Source organism: Nonomuraea sp. NBC_00507, assembly GCF_036013525.1.
Taxonomy (GTDB): Bacteria; Actinomycetota; Actinomycetes; order Streptosporangiales; family Streptosporangiaceae; genus Nonomuraea.
In genome coordinates this window covers 11,253,895-11,280,155 of sequence record NZ_CP107853.1, presented here as the reverse complement: position 1 = coordinate 11,280,155, position 26,261 = coordinate 11,253,895, and the positions used below count along the sequence as shown (strand labels likewise).

The window sequence follows — 26,261 nt, the reverse complement described above, 5'->3', positions numbered from 1 at the left end:
ACGAATGGATGATGGGCCGCTGGAGGCGGTTCGGTCAAGGGGTTGTGGCCTGCTAGAACCAGATCGTCTAAATTGTTGGAACAAAAGGGGTGAAAGTGGCAAGGTCGGTGCTGTATCAGCAGGTGGCTGCGGAATTGCGTCGTGCCATCTACTCGGGTGTCCTCGGCCCCGGGGCACAGCTGCCGACCGAGGCACAGCTTATGGAAGACCATGGGGTGAGCAGAAACACCGTACGGCTGGCCCTCGGAGAGCTCGTCAATGAAGGGCTCGTCACGCGCACGCCGCGGCGCGGGACCGTGGTCAGAGACCGCCGGCCGCTGCTCATCTATCCCCAACGTGAGCTGGAGAAGCAACCCCGTGGGGAGCTGCGCGAGGCTTTCGCCTACGCCGTGGCACAGGAAGGCCGTGCGCCAAGCCAGTACATCGAGGTGCTGACCGTGTCTCCGGTCGAGGAGATCGCCAGCAGGCTGGAGTTGGCGGATGGGGAATTGGCGGTGGTGAGACGCCGTCTGCGGTTCGTGGACGGCCAGCCGTACAACACCAACGATTCCTACTTCCCACGTGATCTGGTTGCCGATTCCGAGATCGCCAGGCCCGGAGACATCGCGCGAGGGGCGAACCGGGTGCTGGAGGAATTGGGTCATGCGCAGGTGCGCGTCGTCGACGACATCTGGGCCCGCATGCCCAACCAAGAGGAGGCCGAGCGCCTCCAGCTCGAGCTCGGCACGCCAGTCATGGTGTATGTCCGAGTTGGTTTCGACGGGGCCGACATGCCAGTGCGTGTCGCTGTGTCGGTACTGCCCGCCGACAAACATTTGATCAGATACGAGCTCGATAGCCGTTGAGGGCTCGGATGAAGGGGTGATCCCGCCGGCCGGGTGCAGCGAGAAATAGCCGCCTCGCTGGCCTGGGGGAGTCGTGCATACTCCCCCAAATCGCCATTTATCCATGTATATCGGGTTAAGGCCCCATTTCGCCCCTACGCGACATCGCGTCATTACGCTGTGCGCTCGTGTAGGAACCCAACGCAACGGGAGTTGTCTTATGCACACAAACACCCTGCTTCATCCGCTCGCGCTCCGCCGGGCGGAACCTCACGACCTTCCCGGCGTACTGACGCTGCTCGCGGACACCGCCGAGTGGCTCTATGCGCAAGGGGTGCGGCAGTGGCCCCGCAACGGGTTCGGCCCCGAGCGGATCGAGCCGCTCATTGAGGAGCGGGTGCTGTTCGTACTCGACGACGAGCTTCGATACCTCGACCCCGACGAGTCTGCGCCGCCGGTCGCCACCATAGCCCTCGACGACCACGCCGATCCCGAATTCTGGACTCCGGGCGACGACCCGGGTGCCGCCCTCTACATCCACAAGCTGGCCGTGGCCCGGCCGTGGTCCGGCAGCGGGCTCGGGGACGCCCTCCTCGCCTGGGCCGGCGCCTCGGCGTTCGCCTCGGGGTTGCCGTGGCTCCGGCTCGACTGTGCCAAGGCGAACCCGCGCCTGCAGTCGTACTACCGTGCCCGCGGCTTCCGCCACGTCCGCACGGTTGACCTGCCCCATCGCTCCTCCGGCGCCCTCTTTCAGCGCCCCTCGGAGGACCTTTCCACGACGGCCTTCCGCGACCTGACCATCGCGGAACTGATCACCGCCTAACCTTCGACAGGGCCCGGCCTCCAACTCTCAGGGAGGCCGGGCCCCCTTTCGCCTGCCCGCCGCTCCCTGACCTGCCCGCCGCCTGGTCGGACCTGCCCTCAAGCGCCCTCAGCCGGTCGCAGAGGCGAGCCCCTCGGCGACCATAGCCCGATGCCTGCCGTCGCCGGACGCTCCGCTCGAAGGACCTCAGCCCGCGCCAGGCGCTCTCCCCCGATGCCCCGCGGAGGGGGTTGGTGCCTTTGGGGTTTTCGCGGCGGAAAGGTGCAGAGCACCATATAGCCTCTCCTGCATGACCGGATCCCTGCTCGAGGTGATCGCGCTCAACGTGCGCGACGCCGTGGCCGCCGAACAGGGCGGAGCCGACCGGCTGGAGGTCGTCGCCGACATGGCGGCCGACGGGCTGACCCCCTCCCCGGAGACGGTGGCCGCGATCGCCGCGGAATGCCCGCTTCCCCAGATGGTGATGCTCCGCTGCGACGCCAACTTCGCGGCCGACCCCGACGTCTTGACGCGGCTGGGTCGCGACGCCAAGGCGCTGGCGCAGGCCGGGGCGGCAGGGTTCGTGTTCGGATTTCTCGACAGCGCGGGAGCCGTCGATCTCGCGGCCACCGAAGCGCTGATCCACGCCGTGTCCCCCCTGCCGTGGACCTTCCACCGAGCCGTCGATCACGCCGCCGACGTCCAGGCGTCCTGGCGCGCCGTGCGCCTGCTGCCCAACCTCGCCACCGTGCTCACGTCCGGATCACCCACCGGCGTCGGTGACGGCCTGCCGGTGTTAAAAGCCCGGGCCGAGGCGGGTGACGGCTCGATCATCCTGGCCGGGGGCGGCCTGCGGCCGGCACACGTGCCCGTGCTGCTCGACTACGGCGTCCGGGCCTTCCACGTGGGATCCGCGGTCCGGGCCAGTTGGTCGGACCCGGTCGAGTGGCGCCTGGTACGCCAATGGCGGGCGATGGTCGAACGCGACTGACCTACTCGGGCAGGGCGGCATCGGCGCGCCGGAGCGCGGCGGCGAGGGTGCGGATCGTGGCGGGCTCGTCCATGACACCGCCGCCCGCGTCCCGCTGCTCCTCCCACGCGCTCACCCGCTCCCGGTAGGAGTCGTAGTTGGCCAGGTGGAAGGCGTAGAGGGTGGCGAACCGGCTCACCAGGTGCGACGGATGCATGTCCCAGCCCTGGTAGAAGCCATGCCGCAGCGAGTGGCGTACGAGCTCGGCGTGCCGCCGCCACAACGCGTGCACGTCGGCCACGCGGTCGGAGGCGGGGGAGGCGGCGAGCGAGCCGTCGGACAGCTCCACGCCCGTGCCGGCGAACGCGGTCTGCATGACGTGCCGGGCGTGGTCGCAGGCCGGATGGTCCAGCCGCTGCTCGTGCGGCGGCAGCCCGAGCGCGGCCGTGTAGTCGAACACGCCGAAATGCGCCGCCGCCAGCCGCCCGCCCAGGGACTCGGCCAGTTCGGCACGCAGGAACGGCAGCGTTTGCGGAGCCTCCACCTGCATCTCGAACCGGAGCGGCCCGCCGGCCTCGGCCTCCAGCCGCTCCAGCACGCCCGCGAACTGCGACAGGTATTCCTCCATCAGCACCTTCGGGAACGTCACCGTGAACCCGGCGGGCAACTCCCCGGCCCGCGCGACCACCCCCGTGACGAACCCGCGGAGCGTGCGCACCGACCGGCCGGGATCCCCGTCCGCGAACGACTTCACCCGCGGCCCCCACCGCCGCGGCAACGCCCCGGTGGCGTGCAGCGCGGCCACCGCCTCGGCGGCCTGCTCCACGTGCTCGTCCTCGACCGGGTCGGGCCGCACGCCGTAGCCGTCCTCGAAGTCGACGCGCAGGTCCTCGATCGGCTCGTGCGCGAGCTTACGGAGGACCAGCTCCTGTACGGAGGCGGCGAGCCGCCCGGGCACGCCGAATACCTCAGCCAGCTCGTCAGGGCCGCCCAGATGCGCCTTGACCAGGGACAACGCCTGATCGCGCCAGTCGGCCACGGTGCGGGCGGAGAACCGGTCGGCGGGCACGTAGACCGTGTGGACCGGCTGCCACCCCGGCTCCGGCATCGGGAACCGGGCCTGCTGAGCCCGGTAGGCCTCCGTGAATCCGGGTGGCACGGCACCCGCACTCGTACGCTCGTCAGACACGGCACGCCCGGAGCATGGCCTCCAGCCCGACGAGCTTGACCCGCTCGCCGCGGCCGAGTGACCTGGCCAGCTCGGCTTCGGCCGCCTCGATCGCCAGCCACTCCTGGTAGGTCACCGGTCGTATCCCCCGCTCCGCCAGTAGCACGTCGATCGACTCGCCGCCATCAACACGTTCGCGCCCTTCCAGATCGGCAAGCAGTGTACGGACCGTTTCCGCGGCGTCGGACTTGTTGGTGCCGATCACCCCGGTGGGCCCGCGTTTGAGCCAGCCTGCCACGTATTCGCGGTCGCGTACCCGCCCGGCCTCGTTCGGCACGGTCATGGTCTGCTCGGAGAACGGCACCCCGGGCAGCGGCACGCTCTGGTAGCCGACCGACCGCAACACCATCCCGACCGGCAGTGTCTCGAACTCGCCCGTGCCCACCACGCGGCCCTCCTCCGACAGCCGGGTGCGTTCGAGCTTGAGCCCCTCCACCCGCTCGGTGCCGAGGATCTCCACGGGCCGCAGCCAGAACCGCACGTCGAGGCGGCGCGCCCGGCCGACCGGCTCGCGCGCGGCCCACGACTGCAGAACCTTGATGTTGCCCTGGACCTGGCGCGGGAAATCGCCGCCGAGCACCACGGCCTCGTCCGGGCGTACGCAGACGTCGGCGTTGGCCAGATCGCCCAGCTCGCGCAGCTCCTTGAGGGTGAACTTGGCGTGCTCGGGGCCTCGCCGGCCCACCATGTGAATGGCCTTCACCTGGCTTTCCGACAGGCGCTGGAGCACGTCGTGCGGCACGTCGGTGGAGCGCAGCTCGTCGGCGGTCTTGGCCAGGACGCGGACGACGTCCACGGCCACGTTCCCGACACCGATCACCGCGATCTCGGAGGTGTCGAGCGTGAACATGCCGGGGTCGACGTCGGGGTGCCCGCAGTACCAGTTGACGAAGTCGGTCGCCGCCACGCTCCCCGGCAGGTCCTCGCCGGGGATGCCGAGCTTCCTGTCGACCATCGCCCCCGTGCAGTAGACCACCGCGTCGTAGCGGCCGAGCAGGTCCTCCACGGACACGTGCGGGCCGAGCGTGACGCCGCCGAGGAAGCGGACCTCCGGCAGCTCCAGCACCTTCCGCAGGTAGTTGGCGATGGACTTGATCGACGTGTGGTCGGGCGCGACGCCATACCGGACCAGCCCGTACGGGGTCGGCAGCCGTTCGAGCACATCGACCCGCACGGCCTCCGCGGACTGCTTGACCAGAGCCTCGGCCGTGTAGATCCCGGCGGGGCCCGACCCGATGACCGCCACACGCAACGCCACGCCGCCTCCTAAGACACGCGTCCCACCAGATGCAACCGGCCGGTGCGATCGATGTATCCCCGGTCGCCCGTGCGCACGAACCCGTCCTTGGCGAAAACCGATTGCCCGGTGCTGTTGCCAACGTAGCCGCTCATGACCGCGTCCGAGCGGAGAAGCACCTCACCTTCCGCGTCATGGGGCAGCAGACGGCCGTCCTCGTCCCGGATGGACACGTCCACTCCGCCGCGCGGCCTGCCGACGCTCACCTCCGCGTCCTCGGGCGGGTCGTCGGGCCGTGTGCCGAGCCCGAGCCCGGCCTCGGTGCAGATGTACCGGTTGCAGACCGGCACACCGTACCTGCTGCGCAGCTGCCTGATCAGTTCGGGCGGGGCGGGCGCGCCGCTGGACAGAATGAGGGTCAGGTCGGGCAGATCACCGCCGCAGGCCAGGATGTGCGAGAGCTGGACCGGGCTGCCCTGCAACACGCCGATCCGGTGCTCGCGCAGCACCCGCATCGCGGCGTCCTCGCTCCACGCGGGCAGGACGTGGCAGGTCCGCCCGGTCTGGAGGAATATCGGCAACCGGGTGGCGAACCCGAGCCGCCCGAGTGGATGCGGCACCAGCCGGGCGTCCTCACCGGTGGCCCATCGATCACCGGCCCCGTGGGCGCGGATAGCCTCGAGCTGGCGGTTGCCGAACAGCACGGCCTTGGGCGGCCCGGTCCGCCCCGAGGTAAACGTGATCACCACGGGACGGCCGGGGTCGGGCGGGAGCGGCGGCGGGGGCGGCTCCGCCCGGCACAGCTCGCCGAGCCGCGCCGGGTCGTAGGGGTCCCGTCCGCGCTCGCCGCGCTCGGCGGGCAGCGTCACCACGTCGAGCCCGGCCAGCGGCGGCAGCACCCGCGGAACGGTGATGACGATCGCTGGATCCAGCAGGGTCAGCAGCTCCACACGATCGGTCCCGATGCCCGCGGTCACCGCCCCGATCTTCGCGGCGGCGACGTAGCAGATCACGAACTCGGGCCCGTCGGGGAGCGCCAGGGCCACGACGTCGCCGACGCGGGCACCGCGATGGGCGAGGCCGGCGGCCACCTGATCGGAGAACCGGTCGAGGTCGGCGAAGGTCAGCGTCGTGGCGCCGGTGACGACGGCCGCGCGCGCCCCGAATGTACGTGCGGCCGCCCCGGCCAGCAGGCGCAACATGGCAGCTCCTGGGGCAGTGGGCGCACTTCCAACCTACTCGCCCGGCGCCTGCTTCGCCCGATCACGGAGAGCCAGCTTGTCGATCTTGCCGTTCACGTTGACCGGCAGGGCGTCCACCACGACGACCCGCTTGGGGACCTTGTAGTTGGACATGTGGGCCCGCGCCCACGCGATCAGGCCGCCGGGGTCGACGCTCGCGCCCGGCCGCGGGACCACGTACGCCACACCGGCCTCGCCGGTGGCCGAGTCGGGCACGCCGACGACCGCGGCCTGGGCGAGCGACCCCTCACGCAGCAGGAGCGACTCCACCTCGGCGGGCGAGACGTTGAAGCCGTTGACGATGTAGAGCTCCTTCTTGCGGTCGACGATCGCGAGGTTGCCCCGCTCGTCCAGCACGCCGACGTCCCCCGTGTGCAGCCAGCCGCCGGCGTCCACGGCCTCGGCCGTCCGCGCGGGCTCGTTCCAGTAGCCGCGCATCACGCCGTATCCGCGCTGGAGGATCTCGCCGCGCTCGCCGGTCGCGACCTCCTTGCCGTCGTCATCGACGATCTTGACCTCGATGCCGGGCACGGGCCTGCCGGTGGTGTTGGCGACGACCTCGATGGGGTCGCCGGCTCTGGTCATGGAGACGACCGTGCCTTCCATCAGCCCGTACGCGTTGATCATCCGCTCCAGGCCGACCCGCTCGACCAGCCGTGTGATCAGCGTCGCCGGCACGGCGGCGGCCCCGCAGATGGCCACGCGCAGCGACGACACGTCCCACGGGCCGCGGTCCAGCTCGTCGAGGATCCGGTGGAACAACGTGGGCGGCCCGGCCAGGATGGTGACGCGCTCGGCCGAGATGAGTGACATGAGAGCGTCCGGGGTGAAGATCGGGATCGGCACCATCGTGGCCCGCCGCATGACACAGGCGATGAGCCCGGCGTTGAGCCCGAAGCCGTGGCTGAACGGGGCGATGACCGGATATCGGTCGTCCTCGTTCAGCGTGACGATCTCCGACCAGTCCCAGTAGCCGCGCAGGACCTGGGCATGATCCAGCATGACGCCTTTGGGCGTGCCGGTGGTGCCCGACGTGGACATGATCTCGCACAGGTCTCCGGGACCGACGGCGAGCGCCCGGTCCTCGGCCTCCCGCGCGGAGACCCGCACGGCGAGGGCGCGTAACTCCGACGCCGGAGGAACGATCGTGTGGCGCAGGCCAGGCAGCGGCGGGAGCAATTCGGCGAGCGGGACCGCCGTGGGCCCCCCGCCGGTGATCAGCACCTTCGCACCGGTCTTCTCGATGACCTGGGCGGCCTCGATGCCCTTGAACCGTGACGACAGCGGCACGACGACTGCGCCCGCGTCCCAGATCCCGAACGCGTGCGCCACCCAGTACGCCGAGTTCAGCCCCCACATCGCCACCCGGTCGCCGGGCTCGACGCCGAGGGCGATGAGGCCGCGGGCGACCTCGGCGGCCTTCGCCCGCAGCTCCGGCAGCGTCACCCGGGTGCCGCCCTCGGCGATCACCGTGGCGTCGGGGTGGTGCGCCGCCTGATCGCGCAGCATGCGGGGGAGCGTCCCCCAGTCCGGCGTCATCGGTCCCCCCTCAGGTGATGAGAGCTCGATCCCGGCCGAGGTGGTGGCCGCGCAGGTCGTTCACCGTGCCGGGGCGGGGTGTGTCGGAGACGTCCCGGGCGATCTCCACGCCGATCGACACGGGGGTCAGCGCCTGAACGGCCTGCTGGATCCGCGAGCGCCACATGGGGTTGCCGACCAGGCTCTCCCGGTTGAACGTCACGGTGAGGACGGCCGCGTCCAGCGTCCCCTGCCGGCTGATCGCGAGGTCCCAGCCGGCCACGCCATCGATCTTCGACAGCGCCTTCTCGATCCGGGGCAGCGCCAGCCACACGCCCCTGACCAGCACGTGCTCGCCCACGGTGTGGTCCGGCGCGGGGATGCCCGCGCCGCCGGGCCTGGCCACCTGCCCGGTGCGGAGCACGGCGTCGCCGAGCGTGGAGTGCCCGTGCGGGGTGACGACCAGCTCGGCCAGCCCGGACCCAGGGGCGGGGGCCTCGTCCTTGGCCAAGGCGGCCAGGTCGAGCATGCCGTCCGCGAGCGGCGTGAGCGGGTCCTCCTCCGCCGCCCGCCAGGCCAGAGGCGTGCCGCCGAAGGGGCTGGCGTACACCTCGGTGACCCTCGCCCCGAACTCGCCCGCCAAGTGGCCGATCGTCCGTTTGGAGGCGATCTCGCCGGTCAGCACGATGTTCCTGAGGCCGAGGTCCAGCGGGTCCAGGAGGAACTCCAGGTGCAGGCGGGCCAGGAAGTCCATCGCGCCCGTCGGGGTGGCCACCAGCGTGGTGGCGCGCAGCGCGGACAGCGCGTGGTGCAGCCGCATCCGGCCGCGCGGCCCCACGTCGGCGGCGGCCTGCGCCACGTCGGCCGCGGCGGCGCTCCACAGCGCGCCCGCCGGTTCGGCGAGCGCCACCGCGACCCGGTCGCGCTCACCGACCCCGGCCGCCCGCAGCGCCGCCACGGTCAGCCCGGCGGCGGCCGCGCGGTCGTCCTGGCTCAGCGGGAAGGCGCTCGACACGTCGGGGGAGACGAGCAGGAGCCCTTCGGCGGCACGTGCGCCGGCCCCGAGATCGTCGCGGGTCAGCCAGCGGGCCATCAGCGCACCACCTCGGTCATGAACAGCGTCATCGACTCGCACACCCGCTCGTGCGCCAGCCCGCCGACCTGGGCCTGGATGATGAGATCCGTGGCGCCGGCCTCGGCGATCCTGGCCAGGGCCTTGCGTGAGCCCTCCACGTCGTCGACCACCACCATCAGGTGCTCCCGCAGCGTGGCCATGGCCTCATCGGGCGGCAGCCCGGCCGCGAGCTGGCCGAGCACGCGGTGCGTGGCGTGGCGGGCGTCGTAGTAGTCGGGCGGGGTGACGAGGTTGACCTGGCGGCGGATGTACCACAGGACGGCGTCGGCGGCCGTGGCGTTGGCCTCGTCCCGCGTGGGCGCGACGAACCAGGGGATCATCAGGGCGACGCGGCGGCTCGACGGGTCGAAGCCCTGCTCGGCGAGACATTCCCGATATTTCGTGATGTCGGCGGCGACGTCGTCGATGCCCTTGAGCATCGTCATGCCGAGCAGGTTGTATCCGTGCTTGGCCGCCGCCAGATACCCCTCCAGCGAGGTGGACGCCACCCACACCGGCGGATGGGGCTCCTGGACCGGCCGCGGGTAGACGGCCACGTCGGGGATCTCGAAGAACTCGTTCGACCGGCTGATCGGCTCGCCGTCGGCCCGCCAGATGGCCAGCGTGGCCTCCAGCGTGTCCTCCCAGATCTGACGGGACTTCTCGAACGGCCGCTGGAACGCCTGGTACTCCAGCGGCGAGGCCCCGCGCCCGGTCCCGAACTCCACCCGGCCGCCGCTCAGCACGTCCAGCGTGGCGACGCGCTCGGCCGTGCGGATCGGGGACTGGAACGGCAGCAGCACCACCCCGAGCCCGAGGTGGATGCGCTCGGTCCGCTGGGAGATGGCGGCCAGGACCAGGTCGGGAGCGGAGGAGTGGGAGAAGCCCCTGGTGAAGTGATGCTCGACGAACCAGGCGGTGTCGAAGCCCAGGCGGTCGCCCAGAACGACCTGGTCGACCACGTTGTGGAACGCCTGTTGCTCGACTTCGCGGGTGCGCCCGCGGACCTCCAGTTCGTACCCCAGGCTGATCCGTAGGGACGTCATCGCGCCTCCGGCACAGTAGGAAACCAAGCGCTCGCTTGGTAGAGCGTATCAGCAGCGAACACTTGCGGGAAGGGCGCGGGCGCGATCAGAGTGGATGCCTGTGAAGCGAAAGCACGCGCTGAGGCGGCCGAAGGACGCGGCGGTCCCCGATCACGGCGACGACAGCCTCTCGCTCACGAGTGCCCGCCGGTATGAGGCGTTCGGCCGGGTGATGGCCGCTCTGGCCAGCGAGGCGGACTTCATCGAGTCGTGCCGCGACCTGACCTGGTGGCGGGGGTCCGATCACAGCTGGCACATCGAGTGGCGCGACGGGCCCTACGCGTCGGAGGTGGCCTTACTCCTGGCCGAGCAGGTGCGGGACCCCGACTACGAGGGCTCGCTCGTCACCGAGGCGGGTCCGGGCAGCGGCGGCTCGGCCGTGCTCGACGTGATGGGCGTGCTGTTCGAGTTGCGCGCGATCGACCCGATGGGCCGGGCCACCGTACGCTCCCGGCCGGGCTTCTGGCGCCTGGCCGAGGCCCTCGACACGACCCGCCGCACCAACACCCGCCACCCTTGGGAGGAACTCCTGGGCGGCTGACCCGCTCAGGCCGGTGGCCGGGATCAGGCGGGTGGCCCGAAGAGGTGCGCCGCCAGCCGGGCGCGGTGGGCCTGGGGCGGGCAGAAGAGCTGCGCGTCGGACGTGGCCCGCTTGAGGTAGCGGTGCGCCGGATGCTCCCACGTGATCCCGATCCCACCGTGGACCTGGATGTTCTCGCCCGCCGCCGCCAGATAGGCCTCCGTGCAGTACGACCCCGCGATCGCCGCGAACACCCCGTCCCGCGCCGCCGCCGAGGCCGCCGACCTGGCCGACTCCACGAGCAGCAGCACGTCGGCAAGCTTGTGCTTGATCGCCTGAAACGACCCGATCGGCCGCCCGAACTGGTGCCGCCGCTTGGCGTGCTCGACCGCCATCTCCAGGCAGCGCTGCGCCCCGCCCACCTGTTCGGCGGCCAGCGCCGCGATGCCCAGGTCCCGCACGCGGGTCCACGCCGAGCCGTCGCCGAGCCGTCGTACCGGCACGCCGTCGAAGACCAGCCGCGCCAACGGCCGGCTCTCGTCCATCGTCGGGTACGGCTCCCGCCGCGTGGGCACCCCCTCGACCAGCAGCCCGTCGACGTAGAGCAGCACCAGCTCGCCCTCCAGCGCGTACGGCACCGTCCCCGTGAGCAGCTCCCCCTCCAGTCGCAGCTCGCCGTCACCCGGCAGCACCACGGTCGCGGTCGCGGCCCCTTCGGCCAGCACCTCCAGCAGGTCGGACGCCCCGCACCCGGCGGCCGCCGCGACGGCCATCACCGCCGACTGCAGGAACGGATGCGGCGACAGGACCCGGCCCAGCTCCTCGGCCACGGCCGCCATTTCGGCCGGCCCGCATCCCGCGCCTCCGTGCTCCGCGGCCACGATCAGCCCCGCGACGCCCACATCCCGCGCGAACTCCGGCCAGGACGCGCCGGGACGGCCGGCGAGGTAGTCGCGGACAACGGCGCCGAGCTCATCGGGAAGCGACACGGACACATGCTAACCAAGCGATTGCTTGTTCTGGTAAAGTAATGACCGAAATTTGCCTTTTCTGTACGGTCGCATAATCTGAACCCGGTCATCCCTATAAGTCGCCAGGGGAGGGTTTGACCAGGGAATGGAGATGAACAACACCGCCATCGAGTACGCCGACTTCGCCGAATACGACCGTCGGCTGCGCTGCATCGAACGCCATCTGGTCGCGGCCTTCTCAGGAGGGTTGCTGGTCGGCCTCGTCGGCATGCTCATCTCCGGCCGCGGACCCGAATGGCTCGGCCACGTCTACGAGCCGTACGCGTACCTCGCCCTGTCCTTGGTCGTCGGGGTCACCGCGTCGGGGTTCGGATGGGCGTTGCTGACCACGTTCCTGGCGGCCGTGTCCACGCTGGTCGCCGCCTTGGGAGCCGGGGCGCTCGGCGGCGTTGTGGCCTTCGACGTCATCGGCGGCAGCGCCGCCGGGCTCAACTGGATGCTCGCCCTCCTTGTCGGCCTGGGCCTGCTGGCGTACGTCACCCGCAGGGACGACGTCTGGGGCGACCTGGCGGCAGGCGCGGTCGGCGCGGTGCTGATCGCGGACGTCGTGGACCGCGCGACACCCGGCTTCATCGACGGCGGGCAGTCGTCCTGGCCGCTGCCCGCGCTGGTCATCGGGCTGCTGTCGGTCGCGCTGGTGTTCGTCTTGCGCAGGAACGCCCGCGCCCGGGTCCGCGCGTTCGCCCTGTCGGCGGTCTTCGCCGGCGTGTTCACGGTCTGCCTGGCCGCCTTCGTCGCCGGCTGGATACCCTTGGCGATCTGACGACGCCGGGGCGGAGGTTTAACACCGAGCGAGCGGCTGCCCCGACTCGATAGCCTGTAAGCCTCCATCCAGGTTCGAACAAGGAGTAGCCGTGTTGCTGCGCATGTCGTCGTTGTTTCTTCGCACCCTGCGGGACGACCCGGCAGACGCGGAAGTGCCGAGCCACAAGCTCCTGGTCCGCGCCGGCTACGTCCGCCGCGTGGCGCCCGGCATCTACTCCTGGCTGCCCCTCGGCAAGCTGGTGCTGGAAAACGTCACCAGGATCGTCCGCGAGGAGATGAACCGGATGGGCGCCCAGGAGGTGCTCTTCCCCGCCCTGCTGCCCCGCGAATATTACGAGGCCACCGGCCGCTGGACCGAATACGGCGACACGCTGTTCAGGCTCCAGGACCGCAAGGGCGCCGACTACCTCCTCGGGCCCACGCACGAGGAGCTCTTCACCGACATGGTCAAGGGCGAATACTCCTCCTACAAGGACTATCCGGTCACCCTTTACCAGATCCAGACGAAATACCGCGACGAGGCGCGGCCGCGGGCCGGCATCCTGCGGGGCCGCGAGTTCCTCATGAAGGACTCCTACTCCTTCGACCTCGACGACGACGGGCTCAAGCGCTCCTACGAGCAGCACCGCGAGGCCTACATCCGGACCTTCGACCGGCTCGGCATCCGCTACAAGATCGTGTTCGCGCAGTCGGGCGCCATGGGCGGGTCGGCTTCGGAGGAGTTCCTCGCGCCCACGCCGACCGGCGAGGACACCTTCGTCGCCTGCCATTCCTGTGGATACGCGGCCAACGCCGAGGCCGTCACCACGCCCGCCCCGGCCGCCCGTTCCTACGAGGACACGCCGGCCCTGCGGGTCATGGACACTCCGGACACCCCGACCATCGAGTCGCTCGTCTCCTATGTCAACGAGCACCACGGCCTGTCCGTCACCGCCGCCGACACCTTGAAGAACGTCGTCGTCAAGGTCGCCACGCCCGGCTCGGACAAGATCGAGACGCTGGTGATCGGCGTGCCCGGCGACCGCGAGGTGGACTTCAAGCGCCTGGAGGCGGCGCTGGCGCCCGGCGAGCCCGCCATCTTCGAGGCCGCCGACTTCGCCAGGCACCCCGGGCTCGTCCGCGGCTACATCGGGCCGCAGGTCCTGCGTGAGCTGGGCATCCGTTATCTCGTCGACCCGCGCGTGGTCACCGGCAGCTCGTGGGTGACCGGCGCCAACGAGCCGGGCAAGCACGCCGCCAACGTGGTCGCAGGCCGCGACTTCACCCCTGACGGCACGATCGAGGCCGCCGAGGTGCGCGCCGGCGACCCCTGCCCTCGCTGCGGCGCGGAGCTGTCCATCGACCGGGGCATCGAGATCGGCCACATCTTCCAGCTCGGCCGCAAATACGCCGACGCCGCCGGCCTCGACGCGCTCGGCCCCGACGGCAAGCCGATCCGCATCACGATGGGCTCCTACGGCATCGGCGTCTCGCGTGCCGTGGCGGTCATCGCCGAGCAGGCCCACGACCCGCTCGGCCTGGTGTGGCCCCGCGAGGTCGCGCCCGCCGACGTGCACATCGTCGGCACCGGCAAGGAAAACCAGGTGGAGGCGGCGCTGGAGCTGGCCGGCGAGCTGGCCTCGCGCGGTGTCCGCGTCCTGGTGGACGACCGGCCGCAGGTGTCGCCTGGCGTCAAGTTCAAGGACGCCGAGCTCCTGGGCGTGCCGACCATCGTGGTGGTCGGGCGCGGGCTGTCGCAGGGCCTGGTCGAGCTGCGGGACCGGGTCTCGGGCGAGAGGTCGGAGATCCCGCTGGCCGAGGCCGCCGACCGCGTCACCGCCGCCATCGCCTGACACCCCTGCCCTGAGCGAGCCCTTGCCGCGGCACGGGCTCGCTCCGCACGGCGTCTCGCCGACCCGGCGCCGTCATGTCCTCCGGCCGTCGCGCCTTCCGTGCCGCCCACCCCGCGTCGGCGAGGTGTGGTGCGGTGACACTCAGCCGGAGGGGGTCGGCGTGGGCGAAGGGACGGCGGTCGGCATGCCGGGGAACGCCGACGGCTGGGCGGGCCGGAAGGAGTAGGCCCGGGTGACCGCCTCCTGCATGGCCAGCGCGGCGTAGCGGCGCAGCGACACATCCTGCGCGGCCGCCAGCTCCAGATAGGCGGCCGTGACACCGCTCTCCAGGTGCGCGGCCAGCTTGGCCGCCAGCGTGGCGTTGGAGGGGAAGAACGGCAGCGCATAGGACGCGTCGGGCTCGATCGGCCGGCCGCCGCGCGTCGTGATGAACCCCCGCAGCTGGTCGCGGCGCGCCCGGTGGGCGTCGAACGCCGCGCTCATCCTGTCCCGCAGCGACCCGGACGTCCGCGCCCCCAGCAGCCCGTACGCGAACAGCGCGGCGTGCTCGGCGGCCAGCGCCTTGCGCAACTTCTCGACGTCGCCGGCGTTCACAGGGACCTCGGCAGGGCGGCGGCGTGGGCGGCCTCGCAGGCGCCGATGCTGGCGATGAGCTGGGCCATCCCGGGCGAGACGCTCGCGAGCTGGCGGGCTCGCAGCGCCGCGGCCTTGCGCTCGAGGTCGCGCAGCCGCGACAGCGACGTCTTCGGCGTGGCGGTGGCGGACGGCGTCGCGGAGCCCGAGGCGGACAATCTCGCAGGGGCCGAGGCGGTGGCCTTGACGTGCTTGCGCAGCTCGTCCAGATGGGCCTGGTGGCGGTCCCTGAAGGGAACCAGCTTCTGCGCCCCTCCCGCGATCAGGGAGGAATAAAGGGCGATCGTCCGCTCTTTCTCGGCGATCAAGCCTTTCAGCAGGAGCGTCTCGGGGGAGTCCGGGGCCTGGGCGGGTGGCTGCGGCGGGCCGGAGGCGTTGCAGGCGGTGAGAGCGGCCGCTCCGCCCGCCAGCAAGACCCGCCGGGAGAGGTGACGCGGACGCACGGACAGGAACCTCCAGTATTACGGGACCCGGATAGCATCGTACGGGCTCCTGCCCGCGATCGCTGTCGGTGACGCTCGCCATTCGGCCGAGACGAGTGGCGCTCTTTTCGTGCCCTCATACAGATAGGGTGTCAACTGTCGTCGCTGGCTGTGCGGCCAGGCGGCGGAGAGCCAGAGGCGAGGTCCGCCCGGCTGAGACATGACAATAGGGGAGGTCGATATGGGCAGCGCATCATCCCGCGACCACCTGATAAAGCTCCTGGAGCCCTTGGTCAGCGCGGAGGGTCTCGACCTGGAGGACATCACGGTCACCCAGGCAGGCAAGAGACGGTTGCTGCGCGTGATCGTCGATCGCGACGGCGGCGTGAGCCTCGACGACGTGGCCGACGTGAGCCAGGCCGTCTCCGCGGCGTTGGACGACGACGACGCGATGGGCCAGGCGGCTTACACGCTGGAGGTCTCCTCGCCGGGTGTCGACCGCCCTCTCACCGAGCCGCGCCACTGGCGGCGTGCTGCCAAACGCCTGGTGAAGGCCGAAATGCGAGACGGCACCGTGGTGGAGGGCCGGATCACGGCGGCGGACGAGAGCGGCGTCGACCTCGACATCGCGGGCGCCGCACGCCGGCTTGATTACGAAGACCTGGCCCGGGGACGGGTGCAGGTGGAGTTCCGCCGGATCGACGACGTCGACGGCGACGAAGGCTAAGGGGGAGCCGCCGTGGACATCGACATGAGCGTCCTGCGCAGCCTGGAACGTGAAAAGGACATCTCCTTCGACCTGGTGGTCAAGGCGATCGAGGACGCGCTGCTGATCGCATACTTCCGGACCGAGGGCGCGGCCTCCAAGGCGCGTGCCGAGCTCGACAGGGGCAGCGGTCACGTGACCATCTGGGCGGCCGAGCTCGACGAGGAGGGCGACGTCGTCAGGGAGTTCGACGACACGCCCAACAACTTCAGCAGGATCGCCGCCACCACCGCCAAGCAGGTCATCCTGCAGCAGCTGCGCGACGCCGAAGACGAGATCAACTTCGGTGAGTTCGCCAGCCGGGAGGGTGAGCTGGTCTCCGGCGTCATCCAGCAGGGCAAGGACCCCCGCGTGGTGCTGATCGACCTGGGCAAGGTCGAGGCCGTGCTGCCGCACGCCGAGCAGGTCCCCGGCGAGGAATACGTGCACGGCGAGCGCATCCGCGCCTACGTGGTGCAGGTGAAGAAGGGCCACAAGGGCCCCTCGATCACCTTGTCGCGCACGCATCCCGGGCTGGTGAAGAAGCTGTTCGCGCTGGAGGTCCCGGAGATCGCCGACGCCACCGTGGAGATCGCCGCGGTGGCGCGTGAGGCCGGGCACCGTACGAAGATCGCCGTCAGGTCGCGCAAGCCCGGCGTCAACGCCAAGGGCGCGTGCATCGGGCCGATGGGCTCGCGCGTGCGCAACGTGATGACGGAGCTTCACGGCGAGAAGATCGACATCATCGACTGGTCGGAGGATCCGGCGGAGTTCGTCGGGAATGCCCTGTCGCCCGCACGCGTTTCCCATGTCGAGGTTCTCGATTTGGAGGGGCGTGTCGCGAGAGTGACGGTGCCCGACTACCAGCTGTCGCTGGCCATCGGGAAAGAGGGGCAGAATGCCCGGCTTGCCGCACGGCTCACGGGATGGCGGATCGACATCCGGCCCGACACCCAAGCGGAAGATGCCGCCGGTTCCGTAGATGCGTCAACACGGTAAGCTGGAATATGGTGGCCAAGCGGGCCCACAGCGCACCTGTGTGGGCTGCAGGGTTCGCACGGCTAAGTCCGAGCTGCTCCGCCTGGTGAAGGTCGAGGACCATGTGGTCCCTGACCTGCGAGGACGGCTTCCTGGCCGGGGTGCGTCGCTGCATCCGTCCTTGAGCTGTCTGGAGCTCGCCGAGCGGCGCCGGGCGTTTCCACGCGCGTTTCGCGTGCCGGGACCGCTCGACGTCTCGAGTGTGCGGGCACACCTAGAGGGAGAACCACGAAATGTCATGTAGGACGCCGAGTTGATGGGCGGAGTCAGATTGCTATGAGCGCCTGATGAGCACGCGGCGATGAAGACGTCAAGGTAGCGACGGTCCGGACGGCACAGCCAGCCTCCCGGGCCGAGTAAGGGAGTGCAGTGGCGAAGGTCCGGGTATACGAGCTCGCTAAGGAGTTCGGCGTAGAGAGCAAGGTCGTCATGGCCAAGCTCCAAGAGATGGGAGAGTTCGTCCGTTCGGCGTCCTCGACCATCGAAGCGCCGGTGGTCCGCAGGCTCACCGAAGCTCTGGGCGCATCGAAGGGTGGGCCCTCTAGGGGCGGCGGACAGCCGTCCAACAAACCGCAGCCGCCAAGGGCTGCTCCCCGGCCGGCGGACAGCCAGGCCGGCAACGGCGCCCCACAGGCGCCGGTTCCAAGTCCTCCGCGTCCGGCTCCGGCTCCAGGTCCAGGTCCCAGGCCTGGTCCCGGCCCGCGTCCGGGTCCCGCGGGCGGCGGCGCTGAGCCGCGCCCGCCGGTGCCCATGCCGCACCAGCCGGAGCAGCAGCCGGAAGCCGCGCGTGGTGAGACGCCTCAGGCTCCGCAGGCGCGATTCGAGAGCGGGAGCTCCGGTGCGCCCGCTCGGCCGACTCCTGGTCCGCGTCCGAGCCCGGGCGCTCGCCCGGGTCCCAAGCCCGGTCCCAGCCCTCGTCCGGGTGGTCCCGGTGGCGGCGGCTCGGCGCAGGCGCCGCGGCCCGGTGGTCAGCGCGACGGCGGTGCTCCGCGGCCCGGTGGCCAGCGCGAAGGCGGCGCTCCGCGTCCCGGCGCGCCCGCCGGTGGCGGCGGTCCGCGCCCTGGTCCAGGACCGAAGCCGGGTCCGCGTGGCCCGCGTCCTGGCAACAACCCGTTCTCGTCGACGGCCAGCGGCATGGGTCAGGCCCGGCCGCCGCGGCCCGGTGGTCAGCGCGACAGCGGCGGCCCCGGCCAGCGCGAGCGTCGCGACGGTCCGCCGCGCGACGGTCGTGACGGCGCGATGCCGCGTCCGCCGCAGGGTCGTGGCGGCGACAGGCCCACTCCTGGGCCGCGTCCCGGTCCGCCTGCCGGCGGTCCGCGTCCGGGTCCCGGTGCGGGGGGTCCCCGTCCCGGTGGTCCGCGTCCTAACCCGATGATGATGCCTCAGGGCCGTCCCAGCGGTCCGGGCGGCGGCGGCGGTGGCGGCGGTCGTCCCGGTGGGGGCGGCGGTGGCGGCGGTCGTCCCGGTGGGGGCGGCGGCGGTGGCGGTCGTCCCGGTGGGGGCGGCGGCGGTGGCGGTCGTCCCGGCGGCTTCGCCGGTCGTCCCGGTGGCGCCGGCACCGGTGCCGGTCCGCGCACCGGCACCGGCGGTCCCGGTGGCGGTGGCGGCTTCGGCGGTCGTCCGGGCCCCGGCGGTCGTGGCCGTGGCGGCGGCACCGCGGGAGCCTTCGGGCGTCCCGGCGGGCGTCCCGCTCGTGGCCGCAAGTCCAAGCGCCAGAGGCGCCAGGAGTTCGACAACATGTCGGCGCCGGCGATCGGCGGCGTGCAGGTCGCTCGCGGCAATGGCGCGACGATCCGCCTGCCGCGCGGTGCGTCGCTGTCCGACTTCGCCGACCGCATCGGCGCCAACCCCGCCGCGCTCGTGCAGATCATGCTGCACCTCGGTGAGATGGTGACCGCGACTCAGTCGGTCAACGAGGAGACGCTGCAGCTGCTCGGCGCCGAGCTGGACTACAACATCCAGGTCGTCAGCCCGGAGGAGGAGGACCGCGAGCTTCTCGAGGCCTTCGACATCGAGTTCGGCGAGGACGAGGGCGACGAGGCCGACCTGGCCGCGCGTCCGCCGGTCGTGACCGTCATGGGTCACGTCGACCACGGTAAGACCAAGCTGCTCGACGCCATCCGCAAGACCAATGTGGTGGCGCGCGAGGCGGGTGGCATCACCCAGCACATCGGCGCTTACCAGGTGTCCGCCGACCACGAGGGCCAAGACCGGAGGATCACCTTCATCGACACCCCGGGTCACGAGGCGTTCACCGCCATGCGTGCCCGAGGCGCCAAGTCCACCGACATCGCGGTGCTGGTGGTCGCGGCCGACGACGGTGTGAAGCCGCAGACGATCGAGGCGCTCAACCACGCCCAGGCGGCCGACGTGCCGATCGTGGTCGCGGTCAACAAGATCGACAAGGAGGGCGCGGACCCCAACAAGGTGCGGGCCCAGCTCACCGAATACGGTCTGGTGGCCGAGGAATTCGGCGGTTCCACGCTGTTCGCCGACATCTCGGCGAAGAACGGCACCGGAATCGAGTCGCTCCTCGAGTCCATCCTGCTCACCGCCGACGCCGAGCTCGACCTGCGGGCCAACCCGACGATGGACGCCCAGGGCATCGCGATCGAGGCGCACCTCGACAAGGGCCGTGGCCCCGTCGCGACCGTCCTGGTCCAGCGCGGCACGCTCCGGGTCGGCGACTCGATCGTGTGTGGCGAGGCCTTCGGCCGCGTCCGCGCGATGCTCGACGACAACGGCGACGCGGTCGAAGAGGCCACGCCGTCGCGTCCGGTCCTGGTGATGGGTCTGACGGCCGTGCCGAGCGCCGGTGACAACTTCATCGTCGTCACCGACGACCGGATGGCCCGCCAGATCGCCCAGCAGCGCGCGGCGCGCAAGCGCAGCGCCGACATGGCGAAGTCGAGCCGTCGCCGCACCCTCGAGGAGCTGTTCAGCGACCTCGAGAAGGGCCGCGTCGACGAGCTCAAGCTCATCATCAAGGGTGACGTGTCCGGTTCGGTGGAGGCCCTGGAAGACGCCCTGCTCAAGATCGATGTCGGCGACGAGGTCAGGCTCCGTGTCCTGCACCGCGCGGTCGGCGCGATCACCGAGTACGACGTCAACCTGGCCGTCGCCGACGACAACGCGGTCATCATCGGCTTCAACGTCCGCCCCGAGCCTCGGGCGCGCGACCTGGCCGAGCGCGAGGGCGTCGACATCCGCTACTACTCGGTCATCTACCAGGCGATCGAGGAAATCGAAGCGGCGCTCAAGGGCATGCTCAAGCCCGAGTACGAAGAGGTCCAGCTGGGCACCGCGGAGATCCGCGCGATCTTCAAGGTGCCGAAGATCGGCAACATCGCCGGTTCGGTGGTCCGCTCGGGCAGGATCGTGCGCAACAGCAAGGCGCGCCTCATCCGCGAAGGCGTCGTCGTGTCCGACAACCTCACCGTCTCCTCGCTGCGGCGGGAGAAGGACGATGTCACCGAGGTCCGCGAGGGCTTCGAGTGCGGCATCGGTGTCGGCTACAACGACATCAAGGAAGGCGACACCATCGAAACCTTCGAGATGCGGGAGAAGCCGCGAGACTGACACGCGGCATGGCGCCCGGCGGGACATCCGCCGGGCGCCTCTCGCACGTCCTGGCCTGGTCCCCACCGCAGCAGGCCGCCCGTGCGTTCACCACACCAGGCCAAGCGGTGGTAGCCAACAATGTATGTGGGTGCTCTGACCCTGGACATCCTGCTCGGCGACGTGCGTTCGCTGAAGCAGAAGCGCTCTGCCGTCCGGCCTCTGATCGCCGAGCTGCAGCGACGTTATCCCAGCATCGCGGTGGCCGAGACCGGTCATCTCGACCTGCATCGCAGGGCTGAGATCGGCGTCGCGGTGATCTCCGCCTCCGCGGGCAACTGCAAAGAGGTGATGGACGCCTGCGAGCGGATGGTGGCCTTCCGCCCTGAGATCGAGCTGCTGTCGGCCAGGCAGCGGCTCTACACCGACGAAGATTGAACGACAGCACGGCCAGGTCGTGCGTGAGGGGGAGCGAACATGGTGGATGCCGCACGAGCGCGCAAGCTCGCCGACCGCATCCAGCAGATCGTCGCTGAGATGCTGGAGCGCCGGATCAAGGATCCGCGCCTGGGCTTCGTCACCGTGACCGACACGCGCGTCACCGCTGACCTGCGGGAGGCGACGGTCTTCTACACGGTGTTCGGCTCCGAGGCCGAGCGCGCCGACAGCGCGGCCGCCCTGGAGAGCGCCAAGGGGATCCTCCGCTCCGAAGTCGGCCGCCAGACCGGCGTGCGCTTCGCCCCGACGCTCGCCTTCAAGCACGACCCGCTGCCCGACAGCGCCCGCCACCTCGACGAGCTCATCAACGCCGCCCGGGCGCGAGACGCCGAGGTGGCGCGCCAGGCCAAGGAGGCGGCGTACGCGGGCGACGCGGATCCTTACCGGAAGCCCGACGAGGGCGAGGACGAGGACGAGCCGGCGTGACGCCCGACGTCAGAGACCGGGCCGACCGGCCGGCACGCCTTGAGTCCCGCAACGGCGTCGGCGGCGGCACGATACCGGAGAGCGCCTGGAACCGGGCGCTGCACCTGATCGACCAGGCCGACGAGGTCGCCCTGGTCTGCCACGTGACGCCCGACGGTGACGCGCTCGGCTCGATGCTGGCCGTGGCCTTCGTGCTGCGGTCGATGGGCAAGCGCGTCGCGGCGTCGTTCGGCGACCGGCCGTTCGAGGTGCCGCGGCTGCTGCGGTTCCTGCCCGGGCAGGAGATGCTGGTGCCGCCGGAGGAGTTCCCCGCCGCGCCGGAGCTGGTGATCTCGTTCGACTCCTCGACGTTCGAACGGCTGGGGCCGCTCAGCGACAACACCGCCAGGGCGCGCGAGGTCATCGTGGTGGACCACCACCCGTCCAACGCCGGATTCGGCACGCTCGCGCTCATCGACGCCAAGGCCGCCGCCACCGCGATGCTGGCCGAACAGCTCATCTACCGGCTGGGCGGCCGACTCGACCGGGACATCGCCACGTGCCTGTACGCGGGCCTCGTGACCGACACCGGCTCCTTCCGCCACTCCTCGACCACGCCTGCCGTGCACCAGATGGCGGCCAGGCTCGTGGCGACGGGGCTGCGTACCGACGAGATCGCCCGCGAGCTGTGGGACCGCTCGCCGTTCGGCTACCTCAAGGTGCTGTCGGCCGCGCTGGACCGGGTGATGCTGGAGGGCGGGCTGGTGTGGACGTACGTGACGCGGGTGGACCGGGCCGCGTACGGGCTGCCGTACGCCGAGCTCGAGGGCATCATCGACATCGTGCGGCGCACCGACGAGGCCGAGGTGGCGGTGGTGCTCAAAGAGGACGACCAGGGCGCCTGGCAGGTGTCCACCAGGTCCAAGGGCACCGCCGACGTGGCCGCCGCGTGCGCGGCGCTGGGCGGCGGCGGGCACCACAACGCGGCCGGCTACACCTCGCACGCCACCGTGGAGGAGACCATGGCCGCCTTCAAGCGCGAGCTGGGGATGGCGTGAGGGCAGCCGGACCAGGCGGAATGGCGTTCGGGCGAGGGCAGGGGATGGCTTGATGGCCGAGAGCGGTCTGATCATCGTCGACAAGCCGGCCGAGTGGACGTCCCACGACGTGGTGGCCAAGATGCGGCGCATCGCCGGCACCCGCCGCGTGGGGCACGCCGGCACGCTCGACCCGATGGCGACGGGCGTGCTCGTGATCGGCGTGGAGAAGGCGACCAGGCTGCTCGGGCACCTGACGCTGACCGAGAAGGTCTACGAGACCACGATCAGGCTCGGCGTCAGCACGAACACCGACGACGCCGAGGGCGAGGTGACCGCCACCGCCTCGGCGGCCGGCGTGACGGCGGCCGAGATCCACAAGGGCGTCGCCGCGCTGACCGGGGAGATCATGCAGGTCCCGCCCCAGGTCAGCGCCATCAAGGTGAACGGGCAGCGGGCCTACAAGATGGCCCGGGCGGGCGAGGCGGTCGAGCTGTCGGCCAGGCCCGTCACCGTGCGGGGGTTCGACGTGCTCGACATCAGGGTCCACGACGACGTGGTGGATGTGGACGCGGTCGTGACCTGCTCCAGCGGCACCTACATCCGCTCGCTGGCACGCGACCTGGGTGCTTCGCTCGGGGTCGGGGGGCATCTGACGCGGCTGCGGCGTACCCGCGTGGGGCCCTATGACCTGTCACTGGCCAGGAGCATCGAGCAGCTTGCCGAGGAATGCGTGATCCTGCCGATCGGGGAGGCGGTGGCGGCGGCGTTCCCGCGCAGGGACGTGACGGCCGAGGAGGCCCGCGTCGTCGCGCACGGCGGGCGGCTGCCCGCGACCGGTCTCGGGAAAGGGCCGATCGGCGTGTTCGGGCCGGAGGGGGAGTTGCTCGCGCTGGTCGAGGAGCAGGGCAAAACCGCCAAACCCCTCGCCGTCTTCGCCGGCTGAGCCGATTCGCCGGACGGACCGCGCGGCGTCGCGCCGTGAGCCGACGACCGCCGCCGGTCGGTGGCGTGTGCGTGCGGCGACTCGACGCCCGCACATGCGCGGGCGTCCGTGCGACGGGGCCCCGGTGCTGATGGTGCCCCGTGCCCGATGGTGCCCCGTGCCGTGTGGCGGCGGTGCCGGACGGTCGGCGAGTCTGCCGGCGCTCGGGCGGGTTGCGGCCGCTTGGGCGGGTTTGCGGCGCTCAGGCGGGTTTGCGGGCGACGATGATGTCGCGGACGATCGCCTGGTCCACCCAATGCTCGAAGTCGGGGTAGTCCATCACCTGGAGACCGGCCGCGGTGAGAATCTCCGCCAGGTCGGAGCTCTTGCCGCCGTAGGTGTTCCAGGCGATGCCCATGGCGCCGCCAGGACGCAGCAACTCGGCCCACACGGGCACCGCCTGGCGCAACAGCTCGAGAGGGCTGCGGGACAGGCCGGAGCCGCCCTTGCTGCCGTGCTGGACCCCATAGGGGGCGTCGGTCACCAGGACGTCGAACGAGCGGGGCTTGAAGAACTCGCGGCTCTTGTGGGTGTCGGCGTTGACCATGGCCAGGTGCTGCACGTTGCCCGCCTTGACCGCCTCCTTCGACAGCCCGAACGTGACGTTCAGCCGCCGCCCGACCAGGGCCCGCTCGCGGCGCACCGGCACGGTCTCGGCGGTGTGCTTGAGCCGTTTGTTGCGGAGCCAGGTCTTGATGAAACCGGAGTAAGCCTCGAAGTCCTTGCCGTCGACGTCGATCCCGTAGGCGTCGTAGCCGTACATGAGGGCCTGGTTGAGCGTCGTGCCCCGGCCGCACAGCGGGTCGAACACCGACAGCCGCTCGCCCAGCCCCTTGTCTCCGGCCAACGCGGTGACATTGAGCAGCAGTTTGGTGAAGTGCTCGTTGGTCTTGCCCGCGTACTTCTGGATCGTGATCAGGTCGCTGCTCAGCCGGTCGAGCGACTGCATCGGAAGCGGTCTGAGCAGCTCGCCCTCGATGCCAAAAATTGCGTAAACCGAGGAAAGGTTTGACAAAACCGAAATGTCCGGCTGGGTGAGCGGCTCAGCCGTCTCGAACGTCACGTACGGCACGCCGCCGATGGCGGTCTCCGCGCTGTCCAGCACCTCGCACTGAAGGGCCCGCGCGCCGAAGACCGCCAGCTCGTTCTTCGTCAGCCGGACGGAGCTCTCCCCGTAGACCCGGTTGAAGGCAGGCAGAATCAGAAGCGCGTATCGAGGCATGATGCTCGATCCTATCCCCCTCGGTTGCGGGGAACCGTGACGCGCGTGGCAGGCTTGTGGGGGATTGATCCGCCACGAGCGAATGGGGCCTAGCGTGCAGGGTTCGGGAAGGTCTGTCGTCACCATCGGTGTGTACGACGGGGTCCACCGCGGGCACCAGCGGGTTGTCGAGCGGGCCGTCGCCGTCGCCGGGGAGCGGGGGCTGCGTGCGGTCGCCGTCACGTTCGAGCCGCATCCCGATGAGGTCGTGCGACCCGGGTCGCATCCGCAGCGGCTCACGAGCCCCAGGCGCAGGGCCGAACTGCTGACCGGGCTGGGGGTGGACGAGATCGACGTGGTGGAGTTCACGCTCGAGGTGTCGCGGACCAGTCCTGCCGACTTCGCGCAATCGGTGCTGGCCGAACGGGAGCAGGCCGCGGTCGTGGTGGTGGGGGAGGATTTCGTGTTCGGCCAGGGTGCGAGCGGCGACGTCGAGACATTGCGGACGCTGGGCGATAAGTACGACTTCGAGGTGGAGGTCGTGCCCAGGCTCGGCGGCGTCTCGTCCACCGGCATCCGTGAGCTCATCGTGGCCGGGGACGTCGTGGGCGCGGCGGCGGCGCTCGGGCGGCCGCACCGGGTGGAAGGCGTGGTCGTCCGCGGCTATCAGCGAGGGCGCCAGCTCGGCTTCCCGACCGCGAACGTGGAGACGCGGCAGCACACCGCGATCCCCGCCGACGGGGTTTACGCGGGCTGGCTGGAGTGCGTGCCCGTGGCCAACCTGCCCGCCCTGTACGCGGGGGAGCGGTGGCCGGCGGCTATTTCGGTCGGCACGAATCCGACGTTCGAGGGGGTGCCGCGGACGGTGGAGGCGTACGCGCTGGACCGGGACGACCTGGAGCTCTACGGGGTGCACGTGGCGGTGGACTTCGCCGCCCGCCTGCGCGGCAACACCCGCTTCGAGTCGATCGACGCGCTGATCGAGCAGATCCATGCCGACGTCGCCGCCACTCGGCGCCTCACAAGCTGAACACCCGAGCACCCGGCCCTAGGTGGTAGTCTTGCATGTCGGCTCTGTAACGGCGGCGCTGCGCGCTGCCCATGACGGCCTTCATGCGGCGACTGTAGGCACGCACGGTCGTTCGCGCATTCGCCACATTAGCGCGTGCCCGTAGATAGAAGGAGAGCCGTGTCCCTCGACACCGCTGCCAAGAAGTCCATCATCGGCGAATACGCCACGACCGAGGGTGACACCGGGTCGCCCGAGGTGCAGATCGCACTGCTGAGCAAGCGCATCAGCGAGCTCACTGAGCACCTGAAGACGCACAAGCACGACCACCACAGCCGTCGTGGCCTGCTTCTGCTCGTCGGTCGCCGGCGCCGCCTGCTGAAGTACCTGCAGAAGGTCGACATCCAGCGCTACCGTTCGCTCATCGAGCGGCTTGGCCTGCGCCGATAACATGGAAGGGAGCGGCACCGCGCCGCTCCCTTCTCCATATGGGTAGAGGCTCATATGAGCGCGGGCGCGTGGCGACGTGAAATGGTCCCACCGCCTGACGTACAACTGAAGAT

Annotated in this window: 26 protein-coding genes; 16 read left to right on the top strand and 10 right to left on the bottom strand. The window is 70.8% G+C overall.

Annotation, left to right across the window (positions count from 1 at the left end; all coding sequences use genetic code 11):
- Positions 1-95: 95 nt before the first annotated feature.
- From OHA25_RS53725 to OHA25_RS53715, 3 genes are all read left to right on the top strand, one after another.
- Positions 96-845 carry a GntR family transcriptional regulator gene (locus tag OHA25_RS53725; protein WP_327584561.1) on the top strand — a complete coding sequence of 250 codons (750 nt, stop codon included), beginning with the start codon at positions 96-98 and terminating at the stop codon, positions 843-845.
- A gap of 199 nt (positions 846-1,044) precedes the next feature.
- Positions 1,045-1,647, top strand: a complete 603-nt coding sequence (locus OHA25_RS53720) for a GNAT family N-acetyltransferase (protein ID WP_327584560.1) — start codon at positions 1,045-1,047, stop codon at positions 1,645-1,647.
- A 289-nt stretch (positions 1,648-1,936) separates the two neighbouring features.
- Positions 1,937-2,617 carry a copper homeostasis protein CutC gene (locus OHA25_RS53715; protein WP_305923048.1) on the top strand — a complete coding sequence of 227 codons (681 nt, stop codon included), beginning with the start codon at positions 1,937-1,939 and terminating at the stop codon, positions 2,615-2,617.
- Position 2,618: 1 nt separating this feature from the next.
- Here the strand turns inward: OHA25_RS53715 and OHA25_RS53710 are convergent, their stop codons facing one another.
- The 6 genes from OHA25_RS53710 to OHA25_RS53685 are packed head-to-tail and all read right to left on the bottom strand — an operon-like array spanning position 2,619 to position 9,980.
- Positions 2,619-3,755, bottom strand: coding sequence for a DUF6986 family protein (locus tag OHA25_RS53710; RefSeq protein WP_327584559.1), 1,137 nt, complete (start codon positions 3,753-3,755; stop codon positions 2,619-2,621).
- A 22-nt stretch (positions 3,756-3,777) separates the two neighbouring features.
- Complete coding sequence (locus OHA25_RS53705; RefSeq protein ID WP_327584558.1) at positions 3,778-5,082, bottom strand: FAD-dependent oxidoreductase; 1,305 nt, start codon at positions 5,080-5,082, stop codon at positions 3,778-3,780.
- Between the two features lie 8 nt (positions 5,083-5,090).
- Complete coding sequence (locus OHA25_RS53700) at positions 5,091-6,263, bottom strand: class I adenylate-forming enzyme family protein (protein WP_327584557.1); 1,173 nt, start codon at positions 6,261-6,263, stop codon at positions 5,091-5,093.
- Between the two features lie 33 nt (positions 6,264-6,296).
- The gene (locus OHA25_RS53695) at positions 6,297-7,841 is read right to left on the bottom strand and encodes an AMP-binding protein (RefSeq protein WP_327584556.1); all 1,545 of its coding nucleotides are present in this window, start codon (positions 7,839-7,841) and stop codon (positions 6,297-6,299) included.
- Positions 7,842-7,851: 10 nt separating this feature from the next.
- Complete coding sequence (locus OHA25_RS53690) at positions 7,852-8,913, bottom strand: hypothetical protein (RefSeq protein WP_327584555.1); 1,062 nt, start codon at positions 8,911-8,913, stop codon at positions 7,852-7,854.
- On the bottom strand, positions 8,913-9,980 hold the full coding sequence (locus OHA25_RS53685; RefSeq protein WP_327584554.1) for an LLM class flavin-dependent oxidoreductase: 1,068 nt from the start codon (positions 9,978-9,980) through the stop codon (positions 8,913-8,915). Before OHA25_RS53685 ends, OHA25_RS53690 begins: the two co-directional genes overlap by 1 nt.
- Before the next feature lie 94 nt (positions 9,981-10,074).
- On the opposite strand from OHA25_RS53685, the gene OHA25_RS53680 reads away from it, so the two are divergent.
- Positions 10,075-10,560: a hypothetical protein gene (locus OHA25_RS53680; RefSeq protein ID WP_327584553.1), complete on the top strand. Its 486-nt coding sequence runs from the start codon at positions 10,075-10,077 to the stop codon at positions 10,558-10,560.
- A gap of 23 nt (positions 10,561-10,583) precedes the next feature.
- Here the strand turns inward: OHA25_RS53680 and OHA25_RS53675 are convergent, their stop codons facing one another.
- Positions 10,584-11,528 (bottom strand): acyl-CoA dehydrogenase family protein, encoded by a 945-nt coding sequence (locus OHA25_RS53675; protein WP_327584552.1) that lies wholly within the window; start codon positions 11,526-11,528, stop codon positions 10,584-10,586.
- Between the two features lie 133 nt (positions 11,529-11,661).
- On the opposite strand from OHA25_RS53675, the gene OHA25_RS53670 reads away from it, so the two are divergent.
- Positions 11,662-12,333, top strand: a complete 672-nt coding sequence (locus OHA25_RS53670) for a hypothetical protein (RefSeq protein WP_327584551.1) — start codon at positions 11,662-11,664, stop codon at positions 12,331-12,333.
- Positions 12,334-12,424: 91 nt separating this feature from the next.
- On the top strand, positions 12,425-14,167 hold the full coding sequence (locus OHA25_RS53665; RefSeq protein WP_327584550.1) for a proline--tRNA ligase: 1,743 nt from the start codon (positions 12,425-12,427) through the stop codon (positions 14,165-14,167).
- A 141-nt stretch (positions 14,168-14,308) separates the two neighbouring features.
- Here the strand turns inward: OHA25_RS53665 and OHA25_RS53660 are convergent, their stop codons facing one another.
- Together OHA25_RS53660 and OHA25_RS53655 are read right to left on the bottom strand one after the other, a co-directional pair.
- Positions 14,309-14,761: a ferritin-like domain-containing protein gene (locus OHA25_RS53660; RefSeq protein ID WP_327584549.1), complete on the bottom strand. Its 453-nt coding sequence runs from the start codon at positions 14,759-14,761 to the stop codon at positions 14,309-14,311.
- Positions 14,758-15,243, bottom strand: a complete 486-nt coding sequence (locus OHA25_RS53655) for a hypothetical protein (RefSeq protein WP_327584548.1) — start codon at positions 15,241-15,243, stop codon at positions 14,758-14,760. The genes OHA25_RS53660 and OHA25_RS53655 overlap by 4 nt, the downstream gene beginning before the upstream one ends.
- Before the next feature lie 220 nt (positions 15,244-15,463).
- Between OHA25_RS53655 and rimP the strand changes: the two genes are divergently transcribed.
- The 8 genes from rimP to truB all read left to right on the top strand — a co-directional run bounded on the left by rimP (position 15,464) and on the right by truB (position 23,449).
- On the top strand, positions 15,464-15,949 hold the full coding sequence (gene rimP, locus OHA25_RS53650; protein WP_327584547.1) for a ribosome maturation factor RimP: 486 nt from the start codon (positions 15,464-15,466) through the stop codon (positions 15,947-15,949).
- A gap of 12 nt (positions 15,950-15,961) precedes the next feature.
- Positions 15,962-16,966, top strand: coding sequence for a transcription termination factor NusA (nusA, locus tag OHA25_RS53645; RefSeq protein WP_327584546.1), 1,005 nt, complete (start codon positions 15,962-15,964; stop codon positions 16,964-16,966).
- Positions 16,950-17,249: a YlxR family protein gene (locus tag OHA25_RS53640; RefSeq protein WP_305923033.1), complete on the top strand. Its 300-nt coding sequence runs from the start codon at positions 16,950-16,952 to the stop codon at positions 17,247-17,249. Before nusA ends, OHA25_RS53640 begins: the two co-directional genes overlap by 17 nt.
- A 125-nt stretch (positions 17,250-17,374) precedes the next feature.
- Positions 17,375-20,584, top strand: a complete 3,210-nt coding sequence (gene infB, locus OHA25_RS53635; protein ID WP_327584545.1) for a translation initiation factor IF-2 — start codon at positions 17,375-17,377, stop codon at positions 20,582-20,584.
- A 120-nt stretch (positions 20,585-20,704) separates the two neighbouring features.
- Entirely contained in the window at positions 20,705-21,001 is a 297-nt protein-coding gene (locus tag OHA25_RS53630; protein WP_127930718.1) for a DUF503 domain-containing protein, read from the top strand.
- Between the two features lie 39 nt (positions 21,002-21,040).
- Positions 21,041-21,487 carry a 30S ribosome-binding factor RbfA gene (gene rbfA / locus OHA25_RS53625; protein WP_327584544.1) on the top strand — a complete coding sequence of 149 codons (447 nt, stop codon included), beginning with the start codon at positions 21,041-21,043 and terminating at the stop codon, positions 21,485-21,487.
- Complete coding sequence (locus OHA25_RS53620; RefSeq protein ID WP_327584543.1) at positions 21,484-22,524, top strand: DHH family phosphoesterase; 1,041 nt, start codon at positions 21,484-21,486, stop codon at positions 22,522-22,524. The genes rbfA and OHA25_RS53620 overlap by 4 nt, the downstream gene beginning before the upstream one ends.
- Before the next feature lie 52 nt (positions 22,525-22,576).
- Positions 22,577-23,449: a tRNA pseudouridine(55) synthase TruB gene (truB, locus tag OHA25_RS53615; protein ID WP_327584542.1), complete on the top strand. Its 873-nt coding sequence runs from the start codon at positions 22,577-22,579 to the stop codon at positions 23,447-23,449.
- A 241-nt stretch (positions 23,450-23,690) separates the two neighbouring features.
- On the opposite strand, the gene OHA25_RS53610 is transcribed toward truB, so the two are convergent.
- Positions 23,691-24,710: a TRM11 family SAM-dependent methyltransferase gene (locus OHA25_RS53610; RefSeq protein WP_327584541.1), complete on the bottom strand. Its 1,020-nt coding sequence runs from the start codon at positions 24,708-24,710 to the stop codon at positions 23,691-23,693.
- 82 nt (positions 24,711-24,792) lie between these two features.
- Between OHA25_RS53610 and OHA25_RS53605 the strand changes: the two genes are divergently transcribed.
- Together OHA25_RS53605 and rpsO are read left to right on the top strand one after the other, a co-directional pair.
- A complete protein-coding gene (locus OHA25_RS53605) occupies positions 24,793-25,719 on the top strand; it encodes a bifunctional riboflavin kinase/FAD synthetase (RefSeq protein WP_327584540.1) in 927 nt (308 codons plus the stop codon).
- Between the two features lie 159 nt (positions 25,720-25,878).
- Positions 25,879-26,148 (top strand): 30S ribosomal protein S15, encoded by a 270-nt coding sequence (gene rpsO / locus OHA25_RS53600; protein WP_127930725.1) that lies wholly within the window; start codon positions 25,879-25,881, stop codon positions 26,146-26,148.
- Positions 26,149-26,261: the final 113 nt, after the last annotated feature.

Excerpts from the sequence above, each read along its gene's own strand:
- OHA25_RS53695 (WP_327584556.1), bottom strand. The coding sequence starts at position 7,841 with ATGACGCCGGACTGGGGGACGCTCCCCCGCATGCTGCGCGATCAGGCG.
- OHA25_RS53610 (WP_327584541.1), bottom strand. The coding sequence starts at position 24,710 with ATGCCTCGATACGCGCTTCTGATTCTGCCTGCCTTCAACCGGGTCTAC.
- OHA25_RS53680 (WP_327584553.1), top strand. The coding sequence starts at position 10,075 with ATGCCTGTGAAGCGAAAGCACGCGCTGAGGCGGCCGAAGGACGCGGCG.
- OHA25_RS53690 (WP_327584555.1), bottom strand. The coding sequence starts at position 8,913 with ATGGCCCGCTGGCTGACCCGCGACGATCTCGGGGCCGGCGCACGTGCC.
- OHA25_RS53640 (WP_305923033.1), top strand. The coding sequence starts at position 16,950 with ATGCGTCAACACGGTAAGCTGGAATATGGTGGCCAAGCGGGCCCACAG.
- OHA25_RS53630 (WP_127930718.1), top strand. The coding sequence starts at position 20,705 with ATGTATGTGGGTGCTCTGACCCTGGACATCCTGCTCGGCGACGTGCGT.
- OHA25_RS53685 (WP_327584554.1), bottom strand. The coding sequence starts at position 9,980 with ATGACGTCCCTACGGATCAGCCTGGGGTACGAACTGGAGGTCCGCGGG.
- rimP (WP_327584547.1), top strand. The coding sequence starts at position 15,464 with ATGGGCAGCGCATCATCCCGCGACCACCTGATAAAGCTCCTGGAGCCC.
- OHA25_RS53715 (WP_305923048.1), top strand. The coding sequence starts at position 1,937 with ATGACCGGATCCCTGCTCGAGGTGATCGCGCTCAACGTGCGCGACGCC.
- OHA25_RS53670 (WP_327584551.1), top strand. The coding sequence starts at position 11,662 with ATGAACAACACCGCCATCGAGTACGCCGACTTCGCCGAATACGACCGT.
- truB (WP_327584542.1), top strand. The coding sequence starts at position 22,577 with ATGGCCGAGAGCGGTCTGATCATCGTCGACAAGCCGGCCGAGTGGACG.
- rbfA (WP_327584544.1), top strand. The coding sequence starts at position 21,041 with ATGGTGGATGCCGCACGAGCGCGCAAGCTCGCCGACCGCATCCAGCAG.
- OHA25_RS53720 (WP_327584560.1), top strand. The coding sequence starts at position 1,045 with ATGCACACAAACACCCTGCTTCATCCGCTCGCGCTCCGCCGGGCGGAA.
- OHA25_RS53605 (WP_327584540.1), top strand. The coding sequence starts at position 24,793 with ATGGGGCCTAGCGTGCAGGGTTCGGGAAGGTCTGTCGTCACCATCGGT.
- OHA25_RS53700 (WP_327584557.1), bottom strand. The coding sequence starts at position 6,263 with ATGTTGCGCCTGCTGGCCGGGGCGGCCGCACGTACATTCGGGGCGCGC.